The organism is Campylobacter sp. LMG 7929, assembly GCF_024723595.1.
Taxonomy (GTDB): Bacteria; Campylobacterota; Campylobacteria; order Campylobacterales; family Campylobacteraceae; genus Campylobacter_D.
The window spans coordinates 133,772-158,700 of sequence record NZ_JANQCY010000001.1; the positions used below are offsets into that span (position 1 = coordinate 133,772).

Here is a 24,929-nt window from a genome sequence, read left to right on the forward strand (position 1 = left end):
TTCCTGTGAAGATTTCAAATTTTTAGAGCAAAATTAACAAAGGTTTATAAAATGGAAGTTAAAACAACTGACGATTTTTCTGATCTTGTATTGCCTGAGGGAAAAGGCAGTACTGGAATTGTTGCTTATTTAAAGATTATATTTATCCCTGCTATATTGTATATTTTAGTACTTTTAGGATATTTTGGAAAGATTGATTTTAAAGTAGAATTACATAGTGTTGTAATGATAGGGATTATCTTTTTGGTAGCTTTGATCTTTGCTAGACATAGTGCTGATTATGCTTCAAGTATTTTTGAGCAACAAAAAGATGAATTTAAGCTTATATTAAAACGCTATATTATGAAGCATTTTTTAGTTATAGGTAAAGAAACAAAGTCAAACGCTAGTTTTGATGATTTTGCTTATGCTTATGTGAAAGATTTGAGAAATGAAAATTTTGCTTCTGTAGGTGCAGCTATTTTTCCTATGCTCGGTATTTTGGGGACTTTTATAAGTATAGCAATGTCTATGCCAAATTTTAATTCAAGTGACACAGCAGGTTTAGAACAAGAAATTTCAGTTTTATTAAATGGAGTAGGAACAGCCTTTTATGTATCAATTTATGGAATTTTCTTAGCACTTTGGTGGATATTTTTTGAAAAATACGGCAGCAGTAAATTTCAAAAACTTCTTAATCGTCAAAAAAATGCAACAAGCGATTTTTTCTGGTCTAAAGAAGAAATTGATAGAAAATATCTTCAAGAAAGTTTGCAACATTTTGAAAAAATAGGCACGATTTTTGAGCATGTGAGCAATGAGGAATTTTTTAAAGAATTAGATAATACAATAGATAGAAAATTTAAAGTTTTTCAAGAGCTTGTAAATGCTGAGGAAAAAGCTGTAAGATTAAGCAGTGAGCATGTAAAACAAACTATGAGTGATTTGTCTAAAACCCAAAGAGAACAAAAAGATATAGTTAAAACTTACAGCGAGATTGCAAATGCGGTAAATATGCTAAATTCAAACATAAAAGATTTAACTTTAAGAATTTCAGAGCAATACAACAGACTTTTGGATGTGAGTTCTGATAAGATTGTACATTTGGATAAAAGCGTGAGTGCTTTAGATGAAAAGGTGAATAATTTTTCAAATAATATTGAAAAATATCAAAATCTTATGCTTGATAATCAAACTAAACTTTTCGAGGGCTTTAGGGCAAGTATTATAGAAGGTATGCACACTTTTAAAGAAGCTTATGAAGATGAAAAAAATATTGATGAAAAAATTTCACTAATGCAAGAATTTAAAGAAGAAAGCAAAGAATTAGATGAGCAAACCACACAAGTTATTGCAAAGCTTGAAAATCAAAAAGAAGATGAAAAAATAGATGATAAAAAATAATTCTAACAATGAAGAAAATAATTTTTGGATAGCTTATGCAGATTTAATGGCGGGCTTGCTTTTTATATTTATTTTGCTTATTGGAGCTATAGTTGTTAAGTATGTTTTAACTCAAAGTGATTTGCAAATCATAAAAGAAAATCTGCAAAAACAAGAAGAGCGCTTAAGAGAGAACAAAGAAGAATTAAACCAAAAAGAAGATATTTTAAAAAATCTTAGCCAAAAATTAAATAATACTTCAAGCACGCTTGATAATATCAACAAACAAAAACAGGCTTTAGAGGCTAATATTACTAAACTTAATCAAGATTTAAATTCGAGTTTAGATGAAAAAGATCAGCAAATTTTTGCTTTGCTTGAGAGATTAAACAAAAAAGATGAAGAAATCAAAGAATTAGAGCGTAATTTTGATGAGGCAAAAAGTAAAATCAAAGAACTAGGTTTAATCAAAGAAAATACCATTAAAAATCTTCAAGCAAAATTTGATACTAATATTACTTTAGATTCTAATACAGGGGCGATAGTTTTACCTTCTGAAGTGCTTTTTGATACAAATTCTTTTACGCTAAAAGCACATGCAAAAGAAAATTTGAAAGCGATTTTAACGCAGTATTTTGACAATATTTTAAAAGATGAAAATATCTTAAATAGCATAGAAAATATAGTCATAGAAGGTCATACAGACAGCGCAGGTTCTTATATATATAATCTTGATTTATCGCAAAAAAGAGCTTATGCTGTGATGAGTTTTATACACTCATTTTACAAAGATCCAAGATTGCAAAAACTTTTAATGGCAAGTGGTAGGTCTTATTCTGATGTAATTATGAAAGATGGTAAAGAAGATAAAGAAGCAAGCCGTAGAATAGAGATTAAGTTTAATATCAATACAAATAATGCTTTAGAAAAGGTTGAAAAATACCTTGAAAGCAAGTAGAATTGATGTTTTAAAATACAAAGATTTTGAATTTTTACTCAAAAGAGATGATTTATTAGGTTATATCAATGGAAATAAGGCTAGAAAACTAGCCTTTTTTGAAAAAAACAAACATTTATTTAAAAAAGGACAAAGATTTATTTCTTTTGGCTCCTCTCAAAGTAATGCTTTGGTTGCTTTAGCTAAGTTTTGTTACGAAAATGATTTTTTGCTCATTTTTGTTTGTGAAAAAATAAGTTCTTTTTTAAAAGAAAGTCCCCATGGAAATTTAGAATTTGCATTAAAACACAATGTGGAGTTGATAGAAAATACAAACTATCCTACAAGAAGATTACAAGCTTTAGCCTTAAAAAAAGATGATGATGTTTTTATAGAAGAGGGTGTGGCTATAAAAGAAGCTGAATTTGGATACCAACAACTGGCTTTAGAGCTTAGTGAACAGTTGAATGAAAATGTAAGTATTTTTCTACCTTCAGGTACAGGAACTTCTGCGGCTTTTTTGGCTAAGCATAGCAAATTTAAAGTTTTTACATGTGCTTGTGTAGGTGATAGTGCGTATTTAAAAGAGCAAATTTTAAGCTTAGAGCTAAATTATGATTTTAATAATTTAACCATACTAAATCCACCTAAAAAATATCATTTTGCTAAGCCTTATTTGGAATTTTATGATCTTTATCAAGATTTAAAAAAAGAATGTGGAGTGGAGTTTGATTTGCTTTATGATATGGTGGGTTTTAAAACTTTATTAACTCATAAAGAGCAATTTGGTGGAAAAATCTTATATATCCATCAAGGAGGCCTTGAAGGAAATATAAGCATGTTAAAGCGTTATGAGTATAAATTAAAAAATTCCAAAATAAAAAATCACTAAGATAATCAAAGGTATGATAAACTTAACATAGTAATACCATAGTTTAAAAATACTTCCTTTTAGGGTATTTTGATTAGAAAGTTCATAAATTGCATCTTTTTTAAGTACCCAACCTACATAAATACAACAAAAAAATGCAGTTAAAACAAAGAATATATTTCCACTAATAAAATCAAAGCTATCAAAAATATTTTTTCCTTTGATGATGGTAATATCTCTTAAAGGACCATAAGTAAGTATGCATGGTAAATTTCCCAAGACAAAAATGCTTCCAAGTGTTAGATTGATAGCAGTATTTTTAGCTAGTTTAAATTTTTCTTCCAAAACACTGATGATTACTTGATAAATTGGCAAGCTTGTAGTAAGTGCAGCGATGATTAAAAGTAAAAAGAAAAACACGCAAATTATACTTCCAAAAGGTATATGTGAAAACGCAACAGGTAAGGTTTTAAAAACTAAAGATGGCCCACTATCAGGGGTTAAACCTACACTAAATAAAGCAGGGAAAATCATAAAACCAGCAAGCACTGCTATGAGGGTATTTAAAATTCCTGTATAAACAGAAGTTTTGATTAAATTCTCATTTTTCTTAAGGTGAGATGATAAGGTTATCATTACGCCAAAACCCAAAGATAGGGCAAAAAATACTTGCCCTAAAACATCTATAAACAATTTAGGAGTGATTTTGGAAAGATCAGGAGTAAGGTAAAATTTCACGCCCTCACTTGCTCCTTCAAGTGTTAAATTACGTGCAACAACAACCAAAAGGCAGATAAATAAAAATGGCATAAGGTATTTTACTGACTTTTCTATGCCATCAATCACACCTTTTTTTAAGATAATCCAGTTAATTATCACAAATATAGTAGTAAAAATTCCTATTAATAAAGGATTATTTTCTATGGTTGAGTTATAAAATTCGCTTGTATATTGAGCATTAATGGGACTTGAAAGATTAAAATCGCCTATGATGATTTTAAAAATATAAGCCAAAACCCATCCGCCTATTACCATATAATAAGCCATGATTCCAAAACTACCTAAAAGCCCCATGTAGCCAACACCTTGCCAAGAATTAGATATTTTAACTCCATCGCTTGTTTTTCCGCCAAAAGCATCGACTGAATTTAGCATTCTGCGTCTTCCTATAACATTTTCAACCAAAATCACAGGAATTCCTATAAAAATCATAGCTATACAAAAGGCTAAAACATAAGCACCGCCTCCATTTTCACCTACTAAGTATGGAAAACGCCAAGTGGCTCCAAAACCAATAGTCGCTCCTGCTACTGTAAGGATATAAGTTAGCGTATTGCTCCAAGTTTGTCTTTGCATACTTTTTCCTTGCTAAATTTAAATAAAAAATATTTTAAGATAAAAAATAATACCATTATGCCAAATTTTTATTTATTTTTTTATCAAATTAAAGGAAAATCCATGCAAAAAAAGAAAATTTTGTTTTTAGGTGCAGGATATGCTACTTTATCGGCTATAAAAGCCTTACCTGATGAGTTTTTTGAAAAAACACAAGTGAGTTTGATTAATAACAATTCTTATCATTATCATACTATTTTACTACACAAAGTAGCTTCCAATGAAGATATTTATAGTTCAAAATATGATCTTTTACCTTTATTAAATCCAAAAATCAACTTTATCCAAGATGAAGTTTTAAAAATTTCTAAAGACAAAGTTTTTACTAAAAATAATGAATTTGACTTTGATATTTTAGTATGTGGGCTTGGTTTTGCTAAAGAAACTTTTGGCATTAAAGGTATGCAAGAATATGCTTTGAGTATAGACAATTATGAAAATGCTTTAAAAATTAATGAAATAATATATGAGAAAATAAAAAATTATAAAACCACCCAAAATGAAGATGATTTAAAAATTACAGTTTGTGGTGGGGGCTTAAGTGGGGTTGAATTTATAGCTTCTTTAGCTAAAGAGCTTAAATTCTTTTGCCAAAAAGAGCAAATTGCTTATGAGAAATTAGAGCTTTCTATTATCGAAGCTATGGATCAAATTTTACCTATGTTTGATAAAAGTTTGGCTTTAAAAGCAAAGCAAAGACTAGAAGCGCTTGGTGTAAAAGTATATGAAAAATCTAAAATCATAGAATGTGAAAAAAATGGTATAAGACTTGATGGGGGAGAATTTGTTAAAGCTAATACTATCATTTGGACTGCAGGGGTTAGGGGTAATAGCGTTATAGAAAATAGCTCTGATTTTCCAAGTGCAAGATCGCGTATAGAAGTAGATGCTTTCATGCATCCTTTAAATGTTGAAAATCCATCAAAATACTTTTTTATAGGTGATAATAGTTTATTTAAAAATCCTAAAACCAACACTCCTTATCCTCCAACAGCCCAGCTTGCATTAAGAGAAGGAGCTTATGTAGCCAAAGCTTTAATGGCTATGATTGGTGAGAAAGAATTTAAGCAAGATTTTTCTTTTATAAGTGGAAATACCGTTTGTTCAATCGGAAATGATTATGCAGTTGGCACAGTTTTGCATAAGCCAATTAGTGGTCTTTTGGCAATAAAACTTAAAATTTTTATAGAAAAACTATGGCAGTATCAGCTTATAGGGATAAAAGGATTTTTTAAATAAACATATAAGAATCATCATAAGTGTGATTTAATCTAGCCTGAATACTCTCTTTCCATCCTTTTGCTAGGGTGGAAATTTTTTCTAATTTTTCTAAAGAATTTGAATTTTTAAAAGGATTAAAAAAATAATTGATTTAACTCCATAATGCTTAAATTAGTTTCATCTTTTTGTAAGATTTTGATTTTGTCATTTTTGTTCATTACACCTTCTTTTAAGACTCTATAATACCATCCAGTTCTTCCACTTTTGAAAATTTCTTGAGTGAAATTTAAGTGATTGTGTATGCTAGAAATTTTAAAACAAGGCTTGCGCGGTTGACTTACTTGCAAAATACAAGTACCTATCTCATGTATATCTCCACAACAAACATTATTTTCATTTAAACCATCAATACTTAAATTCTCTCCCATTTCTCCAAAATTTAAGTATTTGTTTAAATAATTATTCCATAAAGTATAGTTTTGCACACTATTTGCAAAAACAACTTTTTCTAAATTTCCATGATGAATTTTATCAGCTATTTCATTATCAAGAATATAATTTGTACAAATTTGCAAAGAATTTAAATAAATATCCTTGATAAATGCTGAGTGAAATTTATTATAGTTTTTTATTTTGCCAATTTGCAAAGATTTAATAGAACTCATCAAGGAGCTTTACTTAAAAAATCATTTGCATCTACATAACCTATAATGCGTCCTTTTTCCTCGCCTTTGTTAAAAAATATCATCACAGGAGGCCCAAAAACTCCAAATTCTTTCATAAGAGCTAAATCTTCTTGACTATTATGTGTTACATCTGCTTTTAAAAGCGTGTAATTAGCAAGCAAATTTTGTACTTTCGTATCTGTAAAAGTATATTCTTCTAAAAGTTTGCAGTTTTCACACCAAGTAGCTGTAAATTCAAGCATGACTGGTTTGGTAGAATTTTGTAATTCTTGCTTAAGTTCTTTTAAGTTTTTAATGGTTTTAAAACTTAAACTAGAGCTATTTTCTTTTGAAGTAAGGTTAAACTCAAGAGGTTTTAGCAAGCTTTTTGAACCCATTGAGCCGCCTAAAATTAGACTTAAACTATAAGCTAAAATTAAAATCATACTTGCTTTTTTAAATTTATCAAAATTAGTTTTTGCTTCATCAAATAGCCCCATAAAGCTAGCAAAAAATACCCCTATAATCCCATAAAGCATTAAAATGATATTTGCATTAAGTATTCTTTCTAGCATCCAAACTGCCATGATGAGCATGATAAAACCAAAGAAAATCTTTATCTTAAGCATCCAAGCTCCGCTTTTTAAAAAACTTCCTCCAAATCCTATTAAAAGTAAAGGCATGCCCATACCAAAACTCATCACAAATAAAGAAAGTCCTCCTAAAAATACATCACCACTATTAGTAATGTAAAGCAAAGCCCCTGCTAAAGGTGCAGCCACGCAAGGTCCTACAATAAGAGCTGATAAAAAGCCCATGATAGCTATACCAAAAACTCCATTTTTGCCTTCTATTTTTTTATTAATAAAATTTTGAAATTTAAGCGGCAATTGTAATTCATAAAGGCCAAACATAGAAAGTGAGAGCAATACAAAAATACCTGCAAAAGCAATGATAATCCAAGGTTGTTGTAATAAACCTTGTACATTAGCTCCTGCAAGACCTACTAAAGCACCTGCTATAGCATAAGCTAAAGACATAAAAAAGACATAGATAAAAGATAAATAAAAGCTATATTTTTTAGATGGTTTATCTTTGAGCTTCATTGCGATTAATGAAGAAAGAATAGGTATCATTGGTAAAATACAAGGAGTAAGTGCTAATAACAAGCCATAACCAAAAAAAGTTAAAAGCGTGATAAATATATTTTGTGTGCTTAAATCATTAGCAATTTGCTCATCTTCATTTTGCTTTTTAAATTGATCTTTAGTGGATTTTATAGCATAAAATCCATTTTGTTTATTAAGTTCATAATTTACATATACAGGACGATAGCATAAACCTTCTTCTGAGCAACCCTGATAAGCTAGGGAAAGTTTTGCATTGTTATTTTTAATAAAATCATCTAATAATAATTGAGGTATAAAAAGTTCAAGTTGGCTAAAGATTACTTCTTTGTTTTCTCTAGTTTGAGTTTGTGGGAAATTTAATAAAGAAGTAATGTCATTTGAATCTAATTCTATTTTGATTTGATCTTTGTAAAGATAAATTCTATCTGCAAGATTGATTTTTAAAAAAATTCCTTGATTGTTGCTGTGGGTATTGAGTTTAAAAGCTTCATTGAGTGATAATACTCCATTATTAGCAAAAGCTAAATTTAAAAAAATAAAAAATACCGCTAAAAAACGCATTTTTCTCCTTGAAACTAGAAGTTAAATTTGTTTTATTTTACTTATTTGTGGTAAATTTAAGTTAATAATTATCCTAAATTAAGGAGTTTGTTATAAACTAAAATTCCAATTTTTAACAATCTTAATATTTAGTGAAATTTAGTTGCTATTTGCTATATTTGAAATCATAATAAAGGAAATTTTTGAATAGTATTTTTTTAGTGCACAATAAATTTAACGAGTATAAAAAAATTACTTTAAAAGCATATATGGTTAATGCTTTTTTGTTGGTTTTTTTATTGTTTTTATTTTTTTATTTATCTTTTTTAAGCGCTAGTTATAATTTTGATTTTGGGGCAATTTATGAATATAAAGACAAAATGATACTGGGTTTTTTTACGAGTTTTTTTATTAGTGTTTTGTCTTTGATTGTAGGTGTGATTTTTGCTTTGATTTTGTGTTATATGAGTCTTTGTAAAATCGTGCTTTTTAATATGATTGCAAGAGTTTTTATAGAGCTTATTAGAGGCACACCTTTGCTAGTGCAAATTTTATTGATTTATTATATTTTTGCGGATAATTTAGGGCTTGATAATCGTTATGTTTGTGGAGTTTTGATTTTAGCTTTATTTGCTAGTGCTTATATTTGTGAGATATTTAGAGCAGGGATTTTAAGTGTTGATAAAATGCAATATGAAAGTGCCAAAGCTTTGGGTTTGAGTGAGTTTGAAATTTATAAAAGCGTTATTTTTCCCCAAGCTTTAAAAAATATCTTAGCACCACTAAGCGGACAGCTTAGTAATTTAATTAAAGACAGCTCTCTTTTAAGCGTTATAGCTATTTCAGAATTAACTCAAAATGCCCAGGAAATCAATGCTTTTACCTTTTCAACTTTAGAAATTTACATTCCTTTAGCACTGTGTTATTTGGTTTTAACTTTACCTATTTCTATGTTTTCAAGAAAGCTTGAAAAGAGTTTTTCTTAAAAGAAAAACTCAAGCTTTTGTTCTTTGAAAATTTCTTGCATATCTTTGAGGTATTTTTGACTTAGCTTATCAAAAAGACCATTTTTTTTAGATTTTAAAATAAACTCATTGAGTTCTTCTTTTAATTTGGTATTATTTTTATTTAAAGCTATAGCCCATTGCTCAGGTGTTTTTTCAAAAGGGGTAAAAATAGCTTTTGTTTGCTCAGGATGTTTTTTCCATGCTTTATAAATGCTCATTTGATCATAAATAAAAGCATCAGCTTTTGCTTGAATGACTTCTAAAATAGCTGCATTTTCTTTATCAAATACTAGGATTTTTACATTTTTAAGATTTTTTTGAGCATATAAATGCGCACTTGAACCTCTTTTTAAGGCAAGGATTTTTCCTTTTTGATTTAAATCTTCTATGGAATTAATATTTGATTTTTTAGTGCTTAATATCGCTAAATTTGCCTTAGCATAAGGCAAGGTAAAATCTATTACTTTTTTTCTTTGCTCACTTATGCTCATAGAAGACATGATTAGATCTATTTTTTGAGTTCTTAAAGCAGGTATAAGTCCATCCCAAGCTATGTTTTGAATTTTTAAATCATAGTTTTTTTCTTTGGCAAAGGCTTGTAAAAACTCTACACTAATACCACTTGGATTACCTTTGGTATCACTCATTTCAAAAGGAGGGTAGGCTAACTCCATACCTACGATTAATTCTTTTGCATGAAGTGTAAAAAACAAGCTTAGTAAAAAAAGTATTTTTTTCATTTTTTAACTCCAAATTTAGCTAAGGCTCTTTCATAATCTTCTTTTGTATCTATACCTATGCTTTGACTTTGTATTTTTAGCATTTTGATTTTTTTGCCATTTTCTAAGGCTCTTAATTGTTCTAATTTTTCACATTCTTCCAAAGCTGAGTTTTTCAAAGTGCAAAATTCTTGTAAATTTTTAACTCTATATGCATAAATTCCAAGATGGGCTTTAAAATTTTGTTTATAATTTACCCTTTCATAAGGAATTTTAGATCTTGAAAAATACAAAGCATAATCATTACTATCAGTAACTACTTTAACCAAATTAGGATCATCGCAAGCTTTTGCATCTACTTCTTTATAGCAACTACTCATAAAGCAAAGCTCATCTTCAAAAGCTTTTTGACTAAATTCTTTAAAATCTTTAATATTTTGTGTTTCTATAAAAGGCTCATCGGCTTGGACATTGATGATTAGCTCGTTGTTATTTAGTTTTAAAATTTGACAAGCTTCGTTGATCCTATCAGTGCCACTTTCGTGATTTTTACTTGTTAAAACTGCTTTTATATTATGTTTTTGCGCTATTTTTAAAACCTCTTCATCATCAAGTGCCACGCACACTTCATCAACTTCTTGCATTTTTTTAGCTGTATAAATAAACATAGGTAAATTATCAATCTCACATAAAATTTTATTTTCAAAACGACTTGATTTTAATCTTGCTGGTATGATTATCATTGTTTTATCCATTCTATAATAGTTTGTTTTAGATTTTTGAGTTTGCAAACTTGATTTTGCTTTTGTGTGCTTGTAAATAAGCTTGCAATATTTGGATGAATTTCTTGTTTAAATTCTTTTGCAAGTTCTTGCATGCAAGCTTGTTCATCTTGGCATTCTTTATTATAAATTGCTTGATACATACTTGGGGTAAATTTACTCCATTGTGCTGTGGAAGTAATAAGCGTAGTGGTGTTAGAATCAAGCATTTTAAAGCAAGTGCAAGTGTGAGGGTCTAAAAGTCCTAAGTGGCTGTATTGTTTGATATATTGCATGCACTCATTATCATTGCAAAAATCAGCTTCAAAGTCTTCTTGTAAAAGCTCTAGCTCTTTTTGGATAAGCTCATAATATTTTTCATTCTTTAAAGCTTGCATTAACTCTTTGGTGCGTTCATCTTTAAATTTATCAAAAAGCAATCTTTCTATATTTGATGATATGAGTATATCCATAGCAGGAGAAATAGTCTTTTGTAAGCTTTTATTTCTTAAATCATATTTGCCTGTATTAAAAAACTCACTTAAGATATTGTTTGAATTGGAAGCAATTTTAATTTTGCCTATATTTGCCCCCATTTTTTTAGCATAATAAGCTCCCAAGGCATCGCCAAAATTTCCACTTGGAATGATGATATCTATTGTTCTATCGATTTTTAAACTAGCATAGTAATGATAGATGATTTGAAAAAGTATTCTTCCAAAATTAACTGAATTTGCAGCACTTAGACTTAACTTTTCTTCTTTTAAAGTATTTTTAAAATCCTCATCATTTAAAAGCGCTTTTAGAGCATTTTGCGCATCATCAAAATTACCTTCAATGGCTATGGATTTTAAATTGCTTGCATTTGAATGTGTCATTTGTAAAGCTTGAGTTTTACTTGTACCTTCATTTGGGTAAATACAAACTACTTTTATGCCTTTTTTATTTTCAAAGCTTTTTAGCGTAGCAGGCCCTGTATCACCACTTGTAGCGCACATGATTAAAAAATCATCATCTTTTTTTAAGTGTTCTAAAAGCACACCAAAAGGTTGCAAAGCCATATCCTTAAAAGCTCTTGTTGGCCCATGGAATAATTCATTAATATAAAGCTTATCATTAATTTTTCTTAAATGAATAGGGCAGGTTTTATCATCAAAATCCTCATAAGTTTTCAAAGCTTTTTCAAAAACTTCAAGCTCTAAATCAAAATCAAAAGCTGCGATGATTTTTAAGGCTAATTCTTTGTAGTTTAAATTTTTCAAAGCTTCATTGTCAAGCTTTGGTAGATTAAGTGGTGCATATAAAGCATTATTAGGTGCACTAGGGCTAAGTAAGGCTTTTGAAAAGCTTACTTGGTGATTTTTATCTTGGGTTGAGTGTAGTAACATTTTCTTCCTTTTTGTTAAATTTATAAATATAATCTTGCAAAACTTGCTTAAAACTATCTTTTAAAACAATATCAAGATGGATAAGTTCAATTTTAAAGCCAAAATCTTTTACTTTCACATAGTCTTTAAAGGTTAGCATTAAAGTGTCGCAATTGTGTTTTTTTAAAAGTTTTTCTAATTCTTCTTTTTTGAAAGTATAGTGATCAGCAAAAAAATAACAAGCCCTAGCTTTGATAAAATGCTCATATAATCTAAAAGGCTTTGCAATAGAGCTTATTAAAACGGCTTTTTGATTTTCTTTTACATGAGAATAACGCACAAAATCTTCGTTTTCTTTAGCTATAAAATCAGCCCTTTTAGCAAAAGATTTTGGCAAACGATAAGCCCCGCTAGGTAGGGTAAAATCAAAAAATGGCTCATCTTTACTTTGCAATAAAATATTAAGTTTTTTAATATGAAATTTAGAAAAAGCATCATCTAAAAGTATGATTTTTGCTCCAAGCTCGATAGCTTTTTGTATGCCTTTAACCCTATCTTCGCTTACTATCACTCCATTAATGTGCTTTGTAAGTGCATATTCCATAGCTTCATCGCCACTTTCTTTAATATCGCATAAAATTTTATCTTTATGCTTAACGATGATTAAGCCTTTACTTTGTCTTTTATAGCCTCTTAAGATGATAAAACAATTTTCAAACTCAGCTGCTATGGCTTTACAAATGGGAGTTTTTCCATTGCCTCCTAGGGTTAGATTACCTATGCTTATAATGGGTAAATTAAAATCAAGTTCTTTTTTAAATTTAGTATTTAAAATCGCTATGATCATATATAAAAAGCTAAAAGGCAAAAGCAAAAAGGCTAGAGTTTTTTGCAAAAAATTAGGTTTAAAAAAATACCGATCAAGCCAAGTCATATGTATTCTTTAATGTTGTTGGAAGTTTTCTTTTAAAAGCATTATTTTGCACACGCTCTAAGACTAAATTTTTTAAATTCTCATCAAAATTTTCCAAGCTTTGATTATTTTCTAAAGCTTTTAAAACTTCATCTAAAGCTTCATATTTATAGCCAAGATCTTTTTCATCACTTTGATTTGGCCAAAGATCAGCACTAGGGGCTTTTTGTATGAAATTTTCATGCACACCCATAAATTTAGCAAGCTCAAAAACTTCACTTTTATAAAGTGTAGCCAAAGGATTAAAAGCACAAGCTAAATCCCCATAAATAGTCCCATAACCAAGCATAAGTTCGCTTTTATTAGAAGTGCCTATTACCAATGCATTGTGTAAAGCCGAATAATCATAAAGCAAACTCATACGCACTCTTGCAGCTAAATTTCCAAAGCGTAAAGGGTTTAAGTCTTGACAAATTTTTTCATAAGCACAAAGTGCTTCATCAATATAAATAATCTTATGATGAATTTGCAAATGATCACATAGCATTAATGCATCATCTAAATTTTCTTTTTTAGAATGTTTTGTAGGCATTAAAAGCACAAAAAGTTTTTCACCCACTGCTTTTTTACAAAGATGAGCTACTAAAGCTGAATCTATCCCACCACTTAAACCTAAGATGAGATTTTTATCCCCTGCTTGTTCTTTTATAAAATTGATCAATAATTCTTGTAATTTTGTATAATTCATAAAAAATCTTTAAATATTAATTTTTTAAAATTATATTTGATTTAGTTAAAAGGAAGTTTATATGCGTATTTTAAAACAACCATGCGGAATGTATGAAACAAATTGTTATATTATAGATCATAATAACAAGCAAATCATCATCGATCCAGGTGAAAATGCTTATGAGTTTATCAAAGAAAACGCAAGCAAACCTTTAGCTATTTTAAATACTCATGGTCATTATGATCACGTTTATGATAATGCTAAAGTTAAAAAGGTTTATGAAATTCCACTTTTTATCCATAAAGATGATGCTTTTATGCTAAAAGATCCTTTTAATTATGGTTTTGAGCATTCAAATGCTGATGTGTTGATAGAAAATGAAAATGAATTTAGTATAGATGAGTTTAAGTTTAAATTTCATTATTTTCCAGGGCATACTCCAGGGTGTTGCATGATAGAACTTGTGGGTGAAGATGTGCTTTTTAGTGGAGATTTTTTATTTTACCGTAGTATTGGTAGATGGGACTTTCCTTACTCAGATGCAGCCAAGATGAAAGAGAGTTTGCTTAAAGTTTTAGCTTATGAAAAAGATTTTAGATTACTTCCAGGGCATGGAGAAGAAAGCACTTTAAAAGAAGAACAAAAAGCAATTCCTGCTTGGTTAAGGTATTTTCACTAATGGATAAGGTTTTATATTTTTTAAGTTTTTTGCTGATTTTAAGTGCGGTTTTGAGTTTTTTTAAACCTAAAGAAACAAAAAAGAAATTTTTTCACAAATGCCCATGTTTTAGAGCGGTGGAAAATGGTTTAATGAGTAGAATTTGCATTTATGCAGGAAGTTTTGGTTTTATGTATTCTGTGCTTTATATAGGATTTGGAGTGTATGATAAAAAGCTTTTCATGATTTTGCTTTTATCTTTTGCGATATGGTATTTTGCTTGGGTTTTAAAAAAAGAGTAAAAAACTATCATTAAAAATGTTAAAATACTTTTTTAATTATCAAAAAGGGTATCAAAATGAGAAAAAGCATAGCAGAATGGCACAAACAAGAGCTACTTTTACTTTCCTTGCCTCATGAAAATAGCGATTGGAAGCCTTATTTAGAAGAGATTTTACAAAGCTATGAAGAATTTGTTAAAGCTGTGGCAAATTTTCAAAAAGTTTTACTTATAGCGCCAAGTGAAAAAGATTTTCAAAGATTTAAGCATATAAAAAACGTTGATTTTTTTAAGTGTGATACTAATGATACTTGGATTAGAGATTTTGGTGCAATTGATGTGCTTGAAGATGATAAAACTATAGGGCTTGATTTTACTTTTAATGCTTGGGGGGATAAATTTCAAAGCACTTTAGATAATGCGGTAAATTCAAAACTTTTTGCACAAAAATTATCTGGAAAATTAGAAAAAATTGATTTTATTTTAGAAGGTGGGAGTATTGATTTTAATGGGCAAGGAGTAATGCTTACAACGAGTGCTTGTTTGTTAAATGAAAATAGAAATTCCCGTTTAAATAAAGAGCAAATTGAAGCTAAGTTAAAAGAAATTTTTGGCTTAAAACAAATTATATGGTTAAATCATGGTTATATAAAAGGTGATGATACTGATCATCATATAGATACTCTAGCAAGATTTATCAATGAAAAAACCATTGCTTATTGCGTGTGTAAAGATGAAAACGATGAACATTATAAGCCCTTAAAAGCTATGGAGGAAGAACTTAAAAAAACAGGGTTTGATTTATTAGAGCTTCCTTTACCTAAGCCTTTATATTTTGAAGGTAAAAGGCTTGGTGCTACTTATGCAAATTTTGTTTTTGTTAATGGTGGCTTGATAGTGCCAACTTATAATGATGAAAACGATGCTTTGGTATTAGAAAATTTACAAAAAGCATGCAAAGATAGAAAAGTGGTAGGGGTTGATGCAAGAGTGTTTTTAAGACAAAATGGTTCTTTGCATTGTTCTTGTCAAAACCGCTATGAAGGTCAAAGATGAATTTACAAAAAAGCGCAACCATCATCGCAAGTGTATGTGCTATTTTTTTAGCTATTGTTAAATTTATAGTAGGTTTAGCTTCAGGTTCTGTTGCAGTGCTTTCTAGTGCGATTGATTCTTTGCTTGATTGTGTGATTTCGGGTTTAAATTTTTTAGCTTTGAAAAAAAGCTCTCAAGGCTCTAGTAAAGAATATAATTTTGGCCTTAGTAAAATTGAAGCATTAATGGGGCTTTTTGAAGGTCTTGTGATTAGCGGGATTGGGGTTTATATTTTTTATGAGAGTGTTTTGAAAATTCACAATCAAGAAAGTGTAGAAAAACTTGATCTTGGAATTTTTATCATGGCTTTTGCTATGGCTGTAACTTTGTGTTTGGTGGTTTTTTTAAATTATGTTGCTAAAAAAACAAAAAGCTTGATTATAAAAGCTGATAGCTTGCACTATAAAATAGACTTTTTAACTAATGCTCTAACGCTTTTAGCACTTGTGATTATAGCTTTTACAAATTATCATTTTATTGATGGATTATTTGGTATAGCTATAAGTTTATATACGATTTTTTCAGCTTTTAAAATCATCAAAGAAAGTTCTAAAATTTTATTAGATGTGGCAATTGATAAAGAACAAGTTGAAGTGATTAAACAAATTATAAGTGCAAATAAAGAAGTCAAAAGCTTTCATCATTTAAAAACTAGAAAAAGTCCTGATATACTTTATGTTAGTGTGCATTTAGTTTTTGAACCTACAATATCACTTTTAAAAGCTCATAAAATCGGTGATGAGATTGAAGATAGTATAAGGGAGCATTTTAAAGATGATTTTTGGAATATCCATGTACACTTAGACCCTTATGATGATTCAGAAGAAGAAAGGAGTAAAAATGAAATTAGCACTCATACAGCAAGAATTTAAACAAAATAAAGAAAAAACTATAAAAAAAACATGCGAACTTATCAAACAAGCAGCAAAGGAAAAGGCTGAACTTGTATGCTTACAAGAACTTCATCAAACGCAGTATTTTTGTCAAAGTGAAAATACAGACTTTTTTGATTTAGCCAATGACTATGAAGAAGATGTTAAGTTTTGGTCTAATGTAGCTAAAGAAAATAAAGTTGTTTTGGTAACTTCTTTATTTGAAAAAAGAAGCGCAGGGCTTTATCATAATACTAGCGTGGTATTTGAAAAAGATGGTTCCATAGTAGGTAAATACCGCAAAATGCATATTCCTGATGATCCTTGTTTTTATGAAAAATTTTATTTTACTCCAGGTGATTTGGGTTTTGAACCTATACAAACAAGTGTTGGAAAGCTTGGAGTTTTAATATGCTGGGATCAATGGTATCCTGAAGCTGCTAGGTTAATGGCTTTAAAAGGAGCTCAAATTTTGATTTATCCTACTGCTATAGGTTGGTTTGATAAGGATGAAAAAGAAGAAAAACAAAGACAACTTGAAGCTTGGATAGGTGTGCAAAGAGGTCATGCTATAGCTAATGGCTTGCCTGTAGTAGCTATTAATAGAGTGGGTTTTGAAAAAGATGAAAGCGGTGTCGAAGATGGCATAAGATTTTGGGGGAATTCTTTTGTCTTTGGGGCTCAAGGTGAAGAGCTTTTTAGAGCTGATGATAAACAAGAGCTTTGTAAAATCATTGAAATTGATATGCAAAGATGTGAAAATGTGCGTAGATGGTGGCCGTTTTTACGCGATAGACGCATAGAGTATTTTCATGAATTAAATAAAAGATTTATTGACTAAAAGGAGGAAAAATGAAAAAAGTTTTAGTGCCTTTGGCAAAAGGTTTTGAAGAAGCTGAATTTATAGGTATAGCTGATGTTTTAAAAAGAGCAGGGGAGGCTAGTGGGAATTTAGAAGTAATTATTGCTTCGCTTGATGATGAGCTTTTGGTACAAGGTGCTAATGGAATTTGCATAAGGGCTGATGTGAGTTTATCTAGTGTTGATCAAGAAAATTTAGATGCAATTGCTTTAGCAGGTGGATTTGAAGGTATGATGAATTTAAAAAACAATCAAGCTATCATAAAAATCATACAAGATTTACATGCTAAGAAAAAAATCGTAGCAGCTATTTGTGCTTCACCTATGGTGTTAGCTAAAGCAGGGGTGATAAACGGGGAGTTTTCTTGCTATCCTGGTTGTGAAGTAGGTATTGAAGGTGTAAGAGTAAATAAAGCGGTTGTGGTAAATGAAAATGTCATCACAGCAGCTGGGCCTGCTACGGCTATTTTGTTTGGTTTGGAGCTTGCTAAGCATTTATGCTCAGAAGAAATTTATCAAAAACTTTATGAAGGTATGCTTGTTCCTTTAACAAAATAAACCCTCGTTAATGAGGGTTTAGCTTACATTTGTTTCATAAGCTTAGTGATTTCACCCTCATGAGGAAATCTATCTACTTCGCAGTTAAACAAGTCTTTTTTAGAGTAAATGATTTTGCCATCTACTTCTACTATAAAATGACCACCACCTTTTTCTATGGTAGAAATTTGCGCATCTTTGAATTCGTTTTGTATTTCTTCTGCAACCCTTGCAGCTTGTGGTTTGTAATTTCAAAGATTACAATAATAAATTTTTACTTCCATTTTTTACTCCTTTTTTGAAAGTAAGCTATTATACATTTTTTATGCTTGTAAGTTTTAAATTTAAGGTTTTTTTTTATAATAATAAAAAAGTACAAGGGAAAATATGAGCCAATTTACACATTTACATTTGCACACAGAATATTCTTTACTTGATGGAGCAAATAAACTCAAAGAGCTTGCTAAAACGCTAAAAGCTCAAGGTGCAACAAGTGTTGCTATGACTGATCATGGAAATATGTTTGGAGCTATTGATTTTTATAAAACAATGAGAGCTGAGGGAATTAAACCTATCATAGGGCTTGAAGCGTATTTGCATAATCATGATGATTTAAGTGATAAAAGCTCAAGACAACGCTTTCATATTTGTTTGTTTGCTAAAAATGAAATTGGTTATAAAAATTTGATGTATTTAAGCTCACAAAGCTATATACATGGTTTGTATTATTACCCAAGGATTAATAAAAAGCTTTTAGAAGCTCATAGTGAGGGTTTGATTTGCTCTTCGGCGTGTTTGCAAGGTGAGGTTAATTGGCATTTAAATACCAAAAATGAAAGAAATTTAAAATTTGGCGCAAAAGGTTATGAAGGTGCAAAAGAAGCTGCGCTTTGGTATAAAAAGGTTTTTGGAGATGATTTTTATCTTGAGATTATGCGTCATGGTATTGATGATCAAAAATTTATCGATGATTCTATCATCAAACTTGCTAAAGAGCTTGATATAAAAATTATTGCAACTAATGATACGCATTATACTTTTAAAGAAAGAGCAGCTGCGCATGAAGTATTTATGTGTATAGCTATGGGTGTTAAGCTTGATGATCCAGGGCGTTTAAGACATGAAGTGCATGAGTTTTATGTAAAAACACCAGAGCAAATGAGTGAGCTTTTTGCTGATATTCCTGAAGCCATTGAAAACACTCAAGAAATAGCTAATAAATGTAATTTAGAATTAAAACTAGGTGATCCAACACCACCAAATTTTAAATTTACCCGTGAATATGCGAAAAAATATGGCTTAAGTTTAAGTCAAGAAGATCAAGAATTTAGCTTTGATAATGATGATATGGTTTTTGAATATCTTTGCAAAAAGGGTTTAGAAGAAAGACTTCAATTTATCGATGAGAGTAAGCACCAAGAGTATAAAGATAGGCTTGATTTAGAAATTAGTATTATTAAAAATATGAAATTTTCAGGTTATATGCTAATCGTTCATGATTTTATCGCCGCAGCTAAGGAAAAAGATATACCAGTTGGCCCAGGGCGTGGGAGTGCTGCTGGGAGTTTGGTTTCGTATTGTTTGAAAATTACAGATTTAGATCCTATACCTTATAATCTTCTTTTTGAGAGATTTTTAAATCCTGAGCGTGTATCAATGCCCGATATTGACGTGGATTTTTGTCAAGATAGAAGAGGGGAGGTGATTGATTATGTTATTGATAAATACGGAGCTGAAAAGGTTGCACAAGTCATTACCTTTGGTAAGCTTTTAGCAAAGGGAGTAATCCGTGATGTGGCTAGGGTTTGTGATATGAGCATACCTGATGCAGATGCTTTGGCAAAATTAGTTCCTGAAGAGCTAAAAATCACTTTAGAAAAAGCCTATGAGCAAGAACCAAAAATCGCTGAATTTGTAAATTCTCATCCAAAAGGACGTCAAGTTTGGGACTTTGCTAAAGCACTAGAAGGTTTAAATAGAAACGCAGGTATGCATGCAGCCGGAGTTGTGATATCTAATGAAGCTTTGTGGAATAAAGCTCCACTTTTTAGACAAAGCAAAAATGATGAGCGTCATTTGGTAACGCAGTATTCTAAAGAATATCTTGAAGATGTGGATTTAATCAAATTTGACTTTTTGGGTTTAAAAACTCTTACTGTGATTGATAATGCGATTAAGCTAGTTAAAAAGCGTTATGGTAAAGATGTAATTTGGGAAAAGATTGATATGAATGATCCTAAGGTTTATAAAACCATACAAAGTGGTAATACCTTGGGTATTTTTCAAATAGAATCAGGTGGTATGCAAAGTTTGAATGCTAGGTTAAAACCTGAAAGATTTGAGGATTTAATCGCAGTTTTAGCTTTATATAGACCAGGTCCACTTGATAGTGGGATGGTGGATGATTTTATCGATATTAAGCATGGTAGAAAGGCTGCTACTTATGCATTTGAAGATTTAAAACCTATACTTGAAAATACTTATGGGGTTATAGTTTATCAAGAGCAGGTTATGCAAATAGTGCAAAAAATCGGTGGTTTTTCTTTGGGTGGGGCTGATAATGTGCGTCGTGCTATGGGTAAGAAAAAAAGAGAAATTTTGGATAATCTTAAAGCAGAGTATCTAGAAGGAGCTAAAAAACAAGGCTATGATGAGAAAAAGGCTGATGATTTGTTTGAGCTTATTTTGAAATTTGCTGAATATGGTTTTAACAAATCTCACTCAGCTGCTTACGCACTTATAACCTTTCAAACAGCGTATTTAAAGACTTATTATCCAAGTGAGTTTATGGCTGCACTTTTAACAAGTGAAGAAAGCAATGTAGATAAGGTCGCAAAATACATTGAAGAGATGAAAAGAATGAACATCAAACTTTTGCCACCAAGTATTAACAAAGCCCAAAGAGAATTTAGTGCAACTAAGCTTGAAGATGGTTCTGAAGCTATTATTTATGGGCTTGGAGCGATTAAGAGTGTGGGAATTCCTGCGATAGAAAATATCATGGCTATTCGCAAAGAAGAGGGCTTTAGTGATTTTGATGATTTTATAAGCTCTATTGATCCAACTAAGATTAATAAAAAAACCATAGAAAATTTAGCTAAATCAGGTGCTTTTGATGAGTTTGGCTATACTAGAAAATGCTTGGTGGATAATCTTGAGCTTATTTCAGAAACAAGTAGAAAAATCGCTGAAGTTAAAAGAAACTCCACTGCTTCGCTTTTTGGAGAAGAAGAAATAGCCGCAGATATCAAAGTAGGGCTTCATGATAGCAAAGTAGAATTTGAACTAATGGAAAAACTAGGCTATGAAAAAGAAATTTTAGGAATTTATGTATCAGGCCATCCATTAGATAAATTTGCAAATCAAATAGAAGGCATAGAGTATTTTAAAAGTATGGACTTTGAAACACTCAAAGGCGAGGGTGAGCTTTTGGTTGTAGGGAAGATTGAAGATTTTAAATCGATGATGAGTAAAAGCGGTAAAAGGTATGCTAAGGCTGTGGTTTTAGACTTTTATTCTACTTTTGATATGATCATCTTTGAAGCCCAAGTAGAAAAAGTTGAAGCGCTTTTTAAAGAAAATAAAGATGAAGCCTTTGCTTTTTTACTAAGATATAAAAACAACGACAATGACTTAAGCTTTAGTTTAAATGAAATTTACACCTTAGAAGAAGCAAGGGAAAATGAGTTAAAATCTTTTAGTAAGAAAAAAAGCTTTGTAAAAAAAGAAAATAAAGAAGAATTTACCCAAGAGCCTATGAAATTTGAAGAAAATATCATAGAACTTGATATTAACAAGCTTAGTAAAGATATGGTGTATGAAATTTATGATCTAGCTAATACAAGACACAATCCAAAAGATACTAATAACAAAAAGCTTGTGCTAAAAGTGCTTGATATGGGTAGTTGCTTGCTTTATCATACAAATTTTGTTCTCTCGCAAGAAGCTATGGATGTGATAGCTCAAAAATGTAAAGGTTAAATATCAATTTAAGCTATGATTATCATAGCTTAAATTGATAATATATTTGAAATTTTTTCTATTAAATCTTTCTCTCTTTTTTCAAGAGACTTTACATTCCACTCAGCATAATTATATATTATATCTTGAGTTATTATATAGCAAGTTAAAATCTCTTTGTTTATATAAATTTCTTTTTTTAGCAAAATCATAATTTAACGCTTGAACATTTTTTCTCATAGATATTAATGTTAAATTTGCTAAAGAAGTAGAAGTATTTGATTGCATTATAAACCTTTAAACTAAGATATATAATGCAATTATAAACAAAATAACTAGACTTTTATTATCTAGTTATGAAAAATTATTAATATCATCACTATGTGTGTATCTATCATAAGCTAGTCTTGGTAAAAAGACTATGTGTTTTAAATTTAGACTTTGTTTTAAAGTATGGATAATTCTTTCCTTGCTAAGTGTTGGATTTTGGCTAAAAATTTTCTCACACATAAAAGCAACATCATGTTTTCTTATGAAATTACCTCCATCAAGGATTAAATTTAAGTGATTTTTTAGAGGTTTTATAGTGGTTTTTAAATGCGGATAATTTCTAAATAATCAGGATCATAAATATAGCTTGTCACTGTATTTTCATACACTAAAGGCATGAAATCTCTTAACCATATATCATTACTTAGTATTTTTTTAAAAGCGATGTTAAATTTAGTAAAATTTCGCACAAGATTTTGATAAATTCTTTTATGTTTTGATGATAAAAGTGTAGAAATGGCTATCATTCATCGCTCTTTAGCATGCTTAAAACTAATAACTCATCATCATAAATAATGTCATATTGTAAGATATCTCCCCAAAGCTTTAATTTGCCTTGTGAATTTTCATAATGCTTTATAGCAAGTTCTTTGAGCTTTTGCATGATTTGTGTTTTATCAAGATAGAGCATATCATTGCTAATAGGAAATTTAAGCACGCGTAAATGAGATAAAAACATCAAAGCATGCAAAGGCTCGCTTTTGCGTTTAAAATTTGTTTTTATGATGGCTTTTGCTTCTTGTAATTTTGTGTATTTATCTTTTAATAAAATACTTTGTTCTAAAATTGAATTCAAAATTTCTTTATCTAAAATAAAATCAAATTTTTGCATAAATTCTAAAGAGGAATTTACCATATCATAATGTCCTTTTAAAAGCCATTCTTGTATGCTTTCGCATTCTAAAAACAAAGTTTTTGTTTTAGTAAATTTTTCTACATTGTTATAACCAAATTTCTTTGCAAGTAAAGTCTCATCGGTGTGAGTTAGGATGTGTTTCATGGTTTGAAGCATTTTTATCCTTTTTTTGAATGATTTGAAAAATCATAGCTAAAAAAAGCAGACAATGGTAGTCTATATTTTTGTAGTATAATTGTGAAAATTATTTTAAAGGCGTTGTGAATGAAAAATTTTATTGAAGAATTATTAAGGGTTAATGATAAATTTGAAGAAAATACCAAAAAAGGCATGAGTGATATAAATATTTTTGAATCTTTGGGCGTACAAGAAATGGAAATTTATCATTCTAAATTTATAGCTTATTTGATAGATCCACATGATGATCATTATCAAGAGTTTTTTGCAAATGAGTTTTTAAAAAAGCTTGGAAGATACACAAAGGCTAAGAAATTTAAAAATCTTACAGCCCATGATATAGAAAGCGTAGAAACAGAAGCTTGTACAAAAGATAATAGAAGGATTGATATACTCATAAGTTTAAAAGATAAAAGATATATCATCATATAAAATAAACTTTATACAAAAGATCAACCAAATCAACTCAAAGACTACATAAAACACATAAAAGAAAAAGTTAAAAACAATGAAATTGATAAAAAATTTTATAGAAAATGACACGATTGAAAAAGCTTTAAATGTAGCTAAGAAAGTATTAAAATCCTGACAAATAAGCAATCATTTGCTTATTTGATCAAGGTATTCTCCAACTACTTCTTTGACTTTATTTGCTATAAAATCAGGTTCTAAAACCTTTACATAAGGTATGTAATAATACACTAAAGGTAAAATTTCCATTTCATGAGTTATCTCAAGCTCTATTTCTATGGAGCCATCTTTGTCTTTACCGGTGATGATTTGTGAATTTAGAGGCTTTCTTTCAAAGTATTTTCGTATTGGTTCTTCTACTAAAAGCCTTACTGTAAAAGGTTTATCAAGACTAAACCATATAGAATTTACTCTTTGAAGTTTTACTTCTAAACTCTCATCGGTTTGAAAATGCTCTTGGGTTAGGGTGATGTTTTGGATATTTTTTAAATAAAATTTTTTGAAAATATCACGTTTTTTCATATCAAAAGCAAGCAAATACCAAAATCCATTAAAAAAAGCTAGTTTTAAAGGTTTTACTTGGAAAAGTTTATTTTCATATTTAAAGACAATTTGTGTTTTGGTGTTGATGGCTTGTTCAAGAATTTGAAAATTGCTTAAATCTTTTTCTTCCAGCTTTTCTGCATCTAGGCTAGTATGGATGGGGTTAGAGATATTTTGAGAAAGTTTAGAAAGTAGGGGATGAGCCTTAGCATAAAAGCTATTTCCGGCACTTTTTGCCATGGTATCAAGCACTTCAAGGATTATTTTTTCATCATCTTGCTCTTGAATGTCTTTGCTCGTATCGATACGCCATTTTCTTCCATTTTTAATAAGCCCCATAGGCTCAAAAACCCCTTGCATGTCTCTTTTTATGGTTTTAGCGCTTACATTGAGTTCTTGGGCTAGTTCTTTTATAGTTATGCCATTTTCAGACTTTACTAATTTTTCATATAAAACTTCAAGGCGTGTTAGTTTGGAATTTGCAATGTATTTTTTAAGATCTTTCATGATTTTTCTCTAAATTTTTTTAAAAATATTAACAACAATTGCTTTATAAACAAATAAAGTCTAGTTTATAAACGCTACAAAACTTGTAGTTTGGAAATGAAAGTTTATTTAGAAAACAATGTTTGAGAGTAAAAGATGATAAATATATAATTATTAGAATACAG

General features: G+C 29.8%; 25 protein-coding genes and 2 pseudogenes. 13 read left to right on the forward strand and 14 right to left on the reverse strand.

Annotated elements, in window-relative coordinates; all coding sequences use genetic code 11:
• The first annotated feature begins 51 nt into the window (after positions 1-51).
• From CAMP5118_RS00700 to CAMP5118_RS00710, 3 genes are read left to right on the forward strand one after another with little or no spacing between them, the layout of a single operon-like run.
• Entirely contained in the window at positions 52-1,383 is a 1,332-nt protein-coding gene (locus CAMP5118_RS00700) for a MotA/TolQ/ExbB proton channel family protein (RefSeq protein WP_039626332.1), read from the forward strand.
• Entirely contained in the window at positions 1,370-2,320 is a 951-nt protein-coding gene (locus tag CAMP5118_RS00705; RefSeq protein ID WP_263678659.1) for an OmpA family protein, read from the forward strand. Before CAMP5118_RS00700 ends, CAMP5118_RS00705 begins: the two co-directional genes overlap by 14 nt.
• A complete protein-coding gene (locus CAMP5118_RS00710; protein ID WP_263678658.1) occupies positions 2,307-3,191 on the forward strand; it encodes a 1-aminocyclopropane-1-carboxylate deaminase/D-cysteine desulfhydrase in 885 nt (294 codons plus the stop codon). The genes CAMP5118_RS00705 and CAMP5118_RS00710 overlap by 14 nt, the downstream gene beginning before the upstream one ends.
• On the opposite strand, the gene CAMP5118_RS00715 is transcribed toward CAMP5118_RS00710, so the two are convergent.
• Complete coding sequence (locus tag CAMP5118_RS00715; protein WP_337216357.1) at positions 3,162-4,526, reverse strand: sodium-dependent transporter; 1,365 nt, start codon at positions 4,524-4,526, stop codon at positions 3,162-3,164. The two genes, CAMP5118_RS00710 and CAMP5118_RS00715, sit on opposite strands and share 30 nt — an antisense overlap.
• A 102-nt stretch (positions 4,527-4,628) precedes the next feature.
• On the opposite strand from CAMP5118_RS00715, the gene CAMP5118_RS00720 reads away from it, so the two are divergent.
• The gene (locus CAMP5118_RS00720; RefSeq protein WP_337216358.1) at positions 4,629-5,804 is read left to right on the forward strand and encodes an NAD(P)/FAD-dependent oxidoreductase; all 1,176 of its coding nucleotides are present in this window, start codon (positions 4,629-4,631) and stop codon (positions 5,802-5,804) included.
• Here CAMP5118_RS00720 and CAMP5118_RS00725 read toward each other — a convergent pair.
• A pseudogene (locus CAMP5118_RS00725) lies at positions 5,797-6,451 on the reverse strand (MOSC domain-containing protein). The gene CAMP5118_RS00720 and the pseudogene CAMP5118_RS00725 sit on opposite strands and share 8 nt — an antisense overlap.
• Complete coding sequence (gene dsbD, locus CAMP5118_RS00730; protein WP_337216359.1) at positions 6,451-8,142, reverse strand: protein-disulfide reductase DsbD; 1,692 nt, start codon at positions 8,140-8,142, stop codon at positions 6,451-6,453. Before dsbD ends, CAMP5118_RS00725 begins: the two are co-directional and overlap by 1 nt.
• 248 nt (positions 8,143-8,390) lie before the next feature.
• On the opposite strand from dsbD, the gene CAMP5118_RS00735 reads away from it, so the two are divergent.
• On the forward strand, positions 8,391-9,107 hold the full coding sequence (locus tag CAMP5118_RS00735; RefSeq protein ID WP_337216372.1) for an amino acid ABC transporter permease: 717 nt from the start codon (positions 8,391-8,393) through the stop codon (positions 9,105-9,107).
• On the opposite strand, the gene CAMP5118_RS00740 is transcribed toward CAMP5118_RS00735, so the two are convergent.
• The 5 genes from CAMP5118_RS00740 to CAMP5118_RS00760 are packed head-to-tail and all read right to left on the reverse strand — an operon-like array spanning position 9,104 to position 13,636.
• Positions 9,104-9,868, reverse strand: a complete 765-nt coding sequence (locus tag CAMP5118_RS00740; protein WP_337216360.1) for a transporter substrate-binding domain-containing protein — start codon at positions 9,866-9,868, stop codon at positions 9,104-9,106. The two genes, CAMP5118_RS00735 and CAMP5118_RS00740, sit on opposite strands and share 4 nt — an antisense overlap.
• Positions 9,865-10,590, reverse strand: coding sequence for a 3-deoxy-manno-octulosonate cytidylyltransferase (kdsB, locus tag CAMP5118_RS00745; RefSeq protein ID WP_263678650.1), 726 nt, complete (start codon positions 10,588-10,590; stop codon positions 9,865-9,867). Before kdsB ends, CAMP5118_RS00740 begins: the two co-directional genes overlap by 4 nt.
• Positions 10,587-11,996, reverse strand: a complete 1,410-nt coding sequence (gene thrC / locus CAMP5118_RS00750; RefSeq protein WP_337216361.1) for a threonine synthase — start codon at positions 11,994-11,996, stop codon at positions 10,587-10,589. The genes kdsB and thrC overlap by 4 nt, the downstream gene beginning before the upstream one ends.
• Positions 11,971-12,909 carry a tetraacyldisaccharide 4'-kinase gene (locus tag CAMP5118_RS00755; RefSeq protein ID WP_337216362.1) on the reverse strand — a complete coding sequence of 313 codons (939 nt, stop codon included), beginning with the start codon at positions 12,907-12,909 and terminating at the stop codon, positions 11,971-11,973. The genes thrC and CAMP5118_RS00755 overlap by 26 nt, the downstream gene beginning before the upstream one ends.
• Positions 12,896-13,636 (reverse strand): NAD+ synthase, encoded by a 741-nt coding sequence (locus tag CAMP5118_RS00760; RefSeq protein WP_337216363.1) that lies wholly within the window; start codon positions 13,634-13,636, stop codon positions 12,896-12,898. Before CAMP5118_RS00760 ends, CAMP5118_RS00755 begins: the two co-directional genes overlap by 14 nt.
• Positions 13,637-13,697: 61 nt before the next feature.
• Here CAMP5118_RS00760 and CAMP5118_RS00765 point away from each other — a divergent pair, with 61 nt between their 5' ends.
• From CAMP5118_RS00765 to CAMP5118_RS00790, 6 genes are read left to right on the forward strand one after another with little or no spacing between them, the layout of a single operon-like run.
• Entirely contained in the window at positions 13,698-14,297 is a 600-nt protein-coding gene (locus CAMP5118_RS00765) for an MBL fold metallo-hydrolase (protein WP_337216364.1), read from the forward strand.
• Complete coding sequence (locus tag CAMP5118_RS00770) at positions 14,297-14,578, forward strand: hypothetical protein (RefSeq protein ID WP_263702031.1); 282 nt, start codon at positions 14,297-14,299, stop codon at positions 14,576-14,578. Before CAMP5118_RS00765 ends, CAMP5118_RS00770 begins: the two co-directional genes overlap by 1 nt.
• A gap of 56 nt (positions 14,579-14,634) precedes the next feature.
• The gene (locus tag CAMP5118_RS00775) at positions 14,635-15,612 is read left to right on the forward strand and encodes an agmatine deiminase family protein (RefSeq protein WP_337216365.1); all 978 of its coding nucleotides are present in this window, start codon (positions 14,635-14,637) and stop codon (positions 15,610-15,612) included.
• A complete protein-coding gene (locus CAMP5118_RS00780; protein WP_337216366.1) occupies positions 15,609-16,523 on the forward strand; it encodes a cation diffusion facilitator family transporter in 915 nt (304 codons plus the stop codon). The genes CAMP5118_RS00775 and CAMP5118_RS00780 overlap by 4 nt, the downstream gene beginning before the upstream one ends.
• Entirely contained in the window at positions 16,492-17,364 is an 873-nt protein-coding gene (locus CAMP5118_RS00785; RefSeq protein WP_337216367.1) for an N-carbamoylputrescine amidohydrolase, read from the forward strand. Before CAMP5118_RS00780 ends, CAMP5118_RS00785 begins: the two co-directional genes overlap by 32 nt.
• Before the next feature lie 11 nt (positions 17,365-17,375).
• On the forward strand, positions 17,376-17,942 hold the full coding sequence (locus CAMP5118_RS00790; RefSeq protein WP_263678634.1) for a DJ-1 family glyoxalase III: 567 nt from the start codon (positions 17,376-17,378) through the stop codon (positions 17,940-17,942).
• Between the two features lie 23 nt (positions 17,943-17,965).
• Here the strand turns inward: CAMP5118_RS00790 and CAMP5118_RS00795 are convergent, their stop codons facing one another.
• The gene (locus CAMP5118_RS00795) at positions 17,966-18,205 is read right to left on the reverse strand and encodes a SelT/SelW/SelH family (seleno)protein (protein WP_257396702.1); all 240 of its coding nucleotides are present in this window, start codon (positions 18,203-18,205) and stop codon (positions 17,966-17,968) included.
• Positions 18,206-18,308: 103 nt separating this feature from the next.
• Here CAMP5118_RS00795 and dnaE point away from each other — a divergent pair, with 103 nt between their 5' ends.
• On the forward strand, positions 18,309-21,902 hold the full coding sequence (gene dnaE, locus CAMP5118_RS00800) for a DNA polymerase III subunit alpha (protein WP_337216368.1): 3,594 nt from the start codon (positions 18,309-18,311) through the stop codon (positions 21,900-21,902).
• 111 nt (positions 21,903-22,013) lie between these two features.
• On the opposite strand, the gene CAMP5118_RS00805 is transcribed toward dnaE, so the two are convergent.
• The 4 genes from CAMP5118_RS00805 to CAMP5118_RS00820 all read right to left on the reverse strand — a co-directional run bounded on the left by CAMP5118_RS00805 (position 22,014) and on the right by CAMP5118_RS00820 (position 23,223).
• Entirely contained in the window at positions 22,014-22,169 is a 156-nt protein-coding gene (locus CAMP5118_RS00805; RefSeq protein ID WP_337216369.1) for a GmrSD restriction endonuclease domain-containing protein, read from the reverse strand.
• A 66-nt stretch (positions 22,170-22,235) separates the two neighbouring features.
• On the reverse strand, positions 22,236-22,391 hold the full coding sequence (locus CAMP5118_RS00810) for a hypothetical protein (protein WP_263659131.1): 156 nt from the start codon (positions 22,389-22,391) through the stop codon (positions 22,236-22,238).
• A gap of 83 nt (positions 22,392-22,474) precedes the next feature.
• Positions 22,475-22,678: a hypothetical protein gene (locus CAMP5118_RS00815; RefSeq protein WP_337216370.1), complete on the reverse strand. Its 204-nt coding sequence runs from the start codon at positions 22,676-22,678 to the stop codon at positions 22,475-22,477.
• On the reverse strand, positions 22,675-23,223 hold the full coding sequence (locus CAMP5118_RS00820; RefSeq protein WP_263678629.1) for a hypothetical protein: 549 nt from the start codon (positions 23,221-23,223) through the stop codon (positions 22,675-22,677). Before CAMP5118_RS00820 ends, CAMP5118_RS00815 begins: the two co-directional genes overlap by 4 nt.
• Positions 23,224-23,331: 108 nt before the next feature.
• Between CAMP5118_RS00820 and CAMP5118_RS00825 the strand changes: the two are divergent.
• Positions 23,332-23,757: pseudogene (locus CAMP5118_RS00825) on the forward strand (PDDEXK-like family protein); the annotation flags it as partial.
• A gap of 87 nt (positions 23,758-23,844) precedes the next feature.
• On the opposite strand, the gene CAMP5118_RS00830 reads toward CAMP5118_RS00825, so the two are convergent.
• The gene (locus CAMP5118_RS00830) at positions 23,845-24,765 is read right to left on the reverse strand and encodes a helix-turn-helix transcriptional regulator (protein ID WP_263678626.1); all 921 of its coding nucleotides are present in this window, start codon (positions 24,763-24,765) and stop codon (positions 23,845-23,847) included.
• Between the last annotated feature and the right edge of the window lie 164 nt (positions 24,766-24,929).

Bases quoted from the DNA above. Each gene is read 5' to 3' on its own strand.
- CAMP5118_RS00700 (WP_039626332.1), top strand. From the start codon at position 52: ATGGAAGTTAAAACAACTGACGATTTTTCTGATCTTGTATTGCCTGAG.
- CAMP5118_RS00705 (WP_263678659.1), top strand. From the start codon at position 1,370: ATGATAAAAAATAATTCTAACAATGAAGAAAATAATTTTTGGATAGCT.
- CAMP5118_RS00715 (WP_337216357.1), bottom strand. From the start codon at position 4,526: ATGCAAAGACAAACTTGGAGCAATACGCTAACTTATATCCTTACAGTA.
- CAMP5118_RS00720 (WP_337216358.1), top strand. From the start codon at position 4,629: ATGCAAAAAAAGAAAATTTTGTTTTTAGGTGCAGGATATGCTACTTTA.
- dsbD (WP_337216359.1), bottom strand. From the start codon at position 8,142: ATGCGTTTTTTAGCGGTATTTTTTATTTTTTTAAATTTAGCTTTTGCT.
- CAMP5118_RS00735 (WP_337216372.1), top strand. From the start codon at position 8,391: ATGGTTAATGCTTTTTTGTTGGTTTTTTTATTGTTTTTATTTTTTTAT.
- CAMP5118_RS00740 (WP_337216360.1), bottom strand. From the start codon at position 9,868: ATGAAAAAAATACTTTTTTTACTAAGCTTGTTTTTTACACTTCATGCA.
- kdsB (WP_263678650.1), bottom strand. From the start codon at position 10,590: ATGATAATCATACCAGCAAGATTAAAATCAAGTCGTTTTGAAAATAAA.
- thrC (WP_337216361.1), bottom strand. From the start codon at position 11,996: ATGTTACTACACTCAACCCAAGATAAAAATCACCAAGTAAGCTTTTCA.
- CAMP5118_RS00755 (WP_337216362.1), bottom strand. From the start codon at position 12,909: ATGACTTGGCTTGATCGGTATTTTTTTAAACCTAATTTTTTGCAAAAA.
- CAMP5118_RS00760 (WP_337216363.1), bottom strand. From the start codon at position 13,636: ATGAATTATACAAAATTACAAGAATTATTGATCAATTTTATAAAAGAA.
- CAMP5118_RS00765 (WP_337216364.1), top strand. From the start codon at position 13,698: ATGCGTATTTTAAAACAACCATGCGGAATGTATGAAACAAATTGTTAT.
- CAMP5118_RS00770 (WP_263702031.1), top strand. From the start codon at position 14,297: ATGGATAAGGTTTTATATTTTTTAAGTTTTTTGCTGATTTTAAGTGCG.
- CAMP5118_RS00775 (WP_337216365.1), top strand. From the start codon at position 14,635: ATGAGAAAAAGCATAGCAGAATGGCACAAACAAGAGCTACTTTTACTT.
- CAMP5118_RS00780 (WP_337216366.1), top strand. From the start codon at position 15,609: ATGAATTTACAAAAAAGCGCAACCATCATCGCAAGTGTATGTGCTATT.
- CAMP5118_RS00785 (WP_337216367.1), top strand. From the start codon at position 16,492: ATGAAATTAGCACTCATACAGCAAGAATTTAAACAAAATAAAGAAAAA.
- CAMP5118_RS00790 (WP_263678634.1), top strand. From the start codon at position 17,376: ATGAAAAAAGTTTTAGTGCCTTTGGCAAAAGGTTTTGAAGAAGCTGAA.
- dnaE (WP_337216368.1), top strand. From the start codon at position 18,309: ATGAGCCAATTTACACATTTACATTTGCACACAGAATATTCTTTACTT.
- CAMP5118_RS00805 (WP_337216369.1), bottom strand. From the start codon at position 22,169: ATGCAATCAAATACTTCTACTTCTTTAGCAAATTTAACATTAATATCT.
- CAMP5118_RS00810 (WP_263659131.1), bottom strand. From the start codon at position 22,391: ATGTGTGAGAAAATTTTTAGCCAAAATCCAACACTTAGCAAGGAAAGA.
- CAMP5118_RS00815 (WP_337216370.1), bottom strand. From the start codon at position 22,678: ATGATAGCCATTTCTACACTTTTATCATCAAAACATAAAAGAATTTAT.
- CAMP5118_RS00820 (WP_263678629.1), bottom strand. From the start codon at position 23,223: ATGCTTCAAACCATGAAACACATCCTAACTCACACCGATGAGACTTTA.
- CAMP5118_RS00830 (WP_263678626.1), bottom strand. From the start codon at position 24,765: ATGAAAGATCTTAAAAAATACATTGCAAATTCCAAACTAACACGCCTT.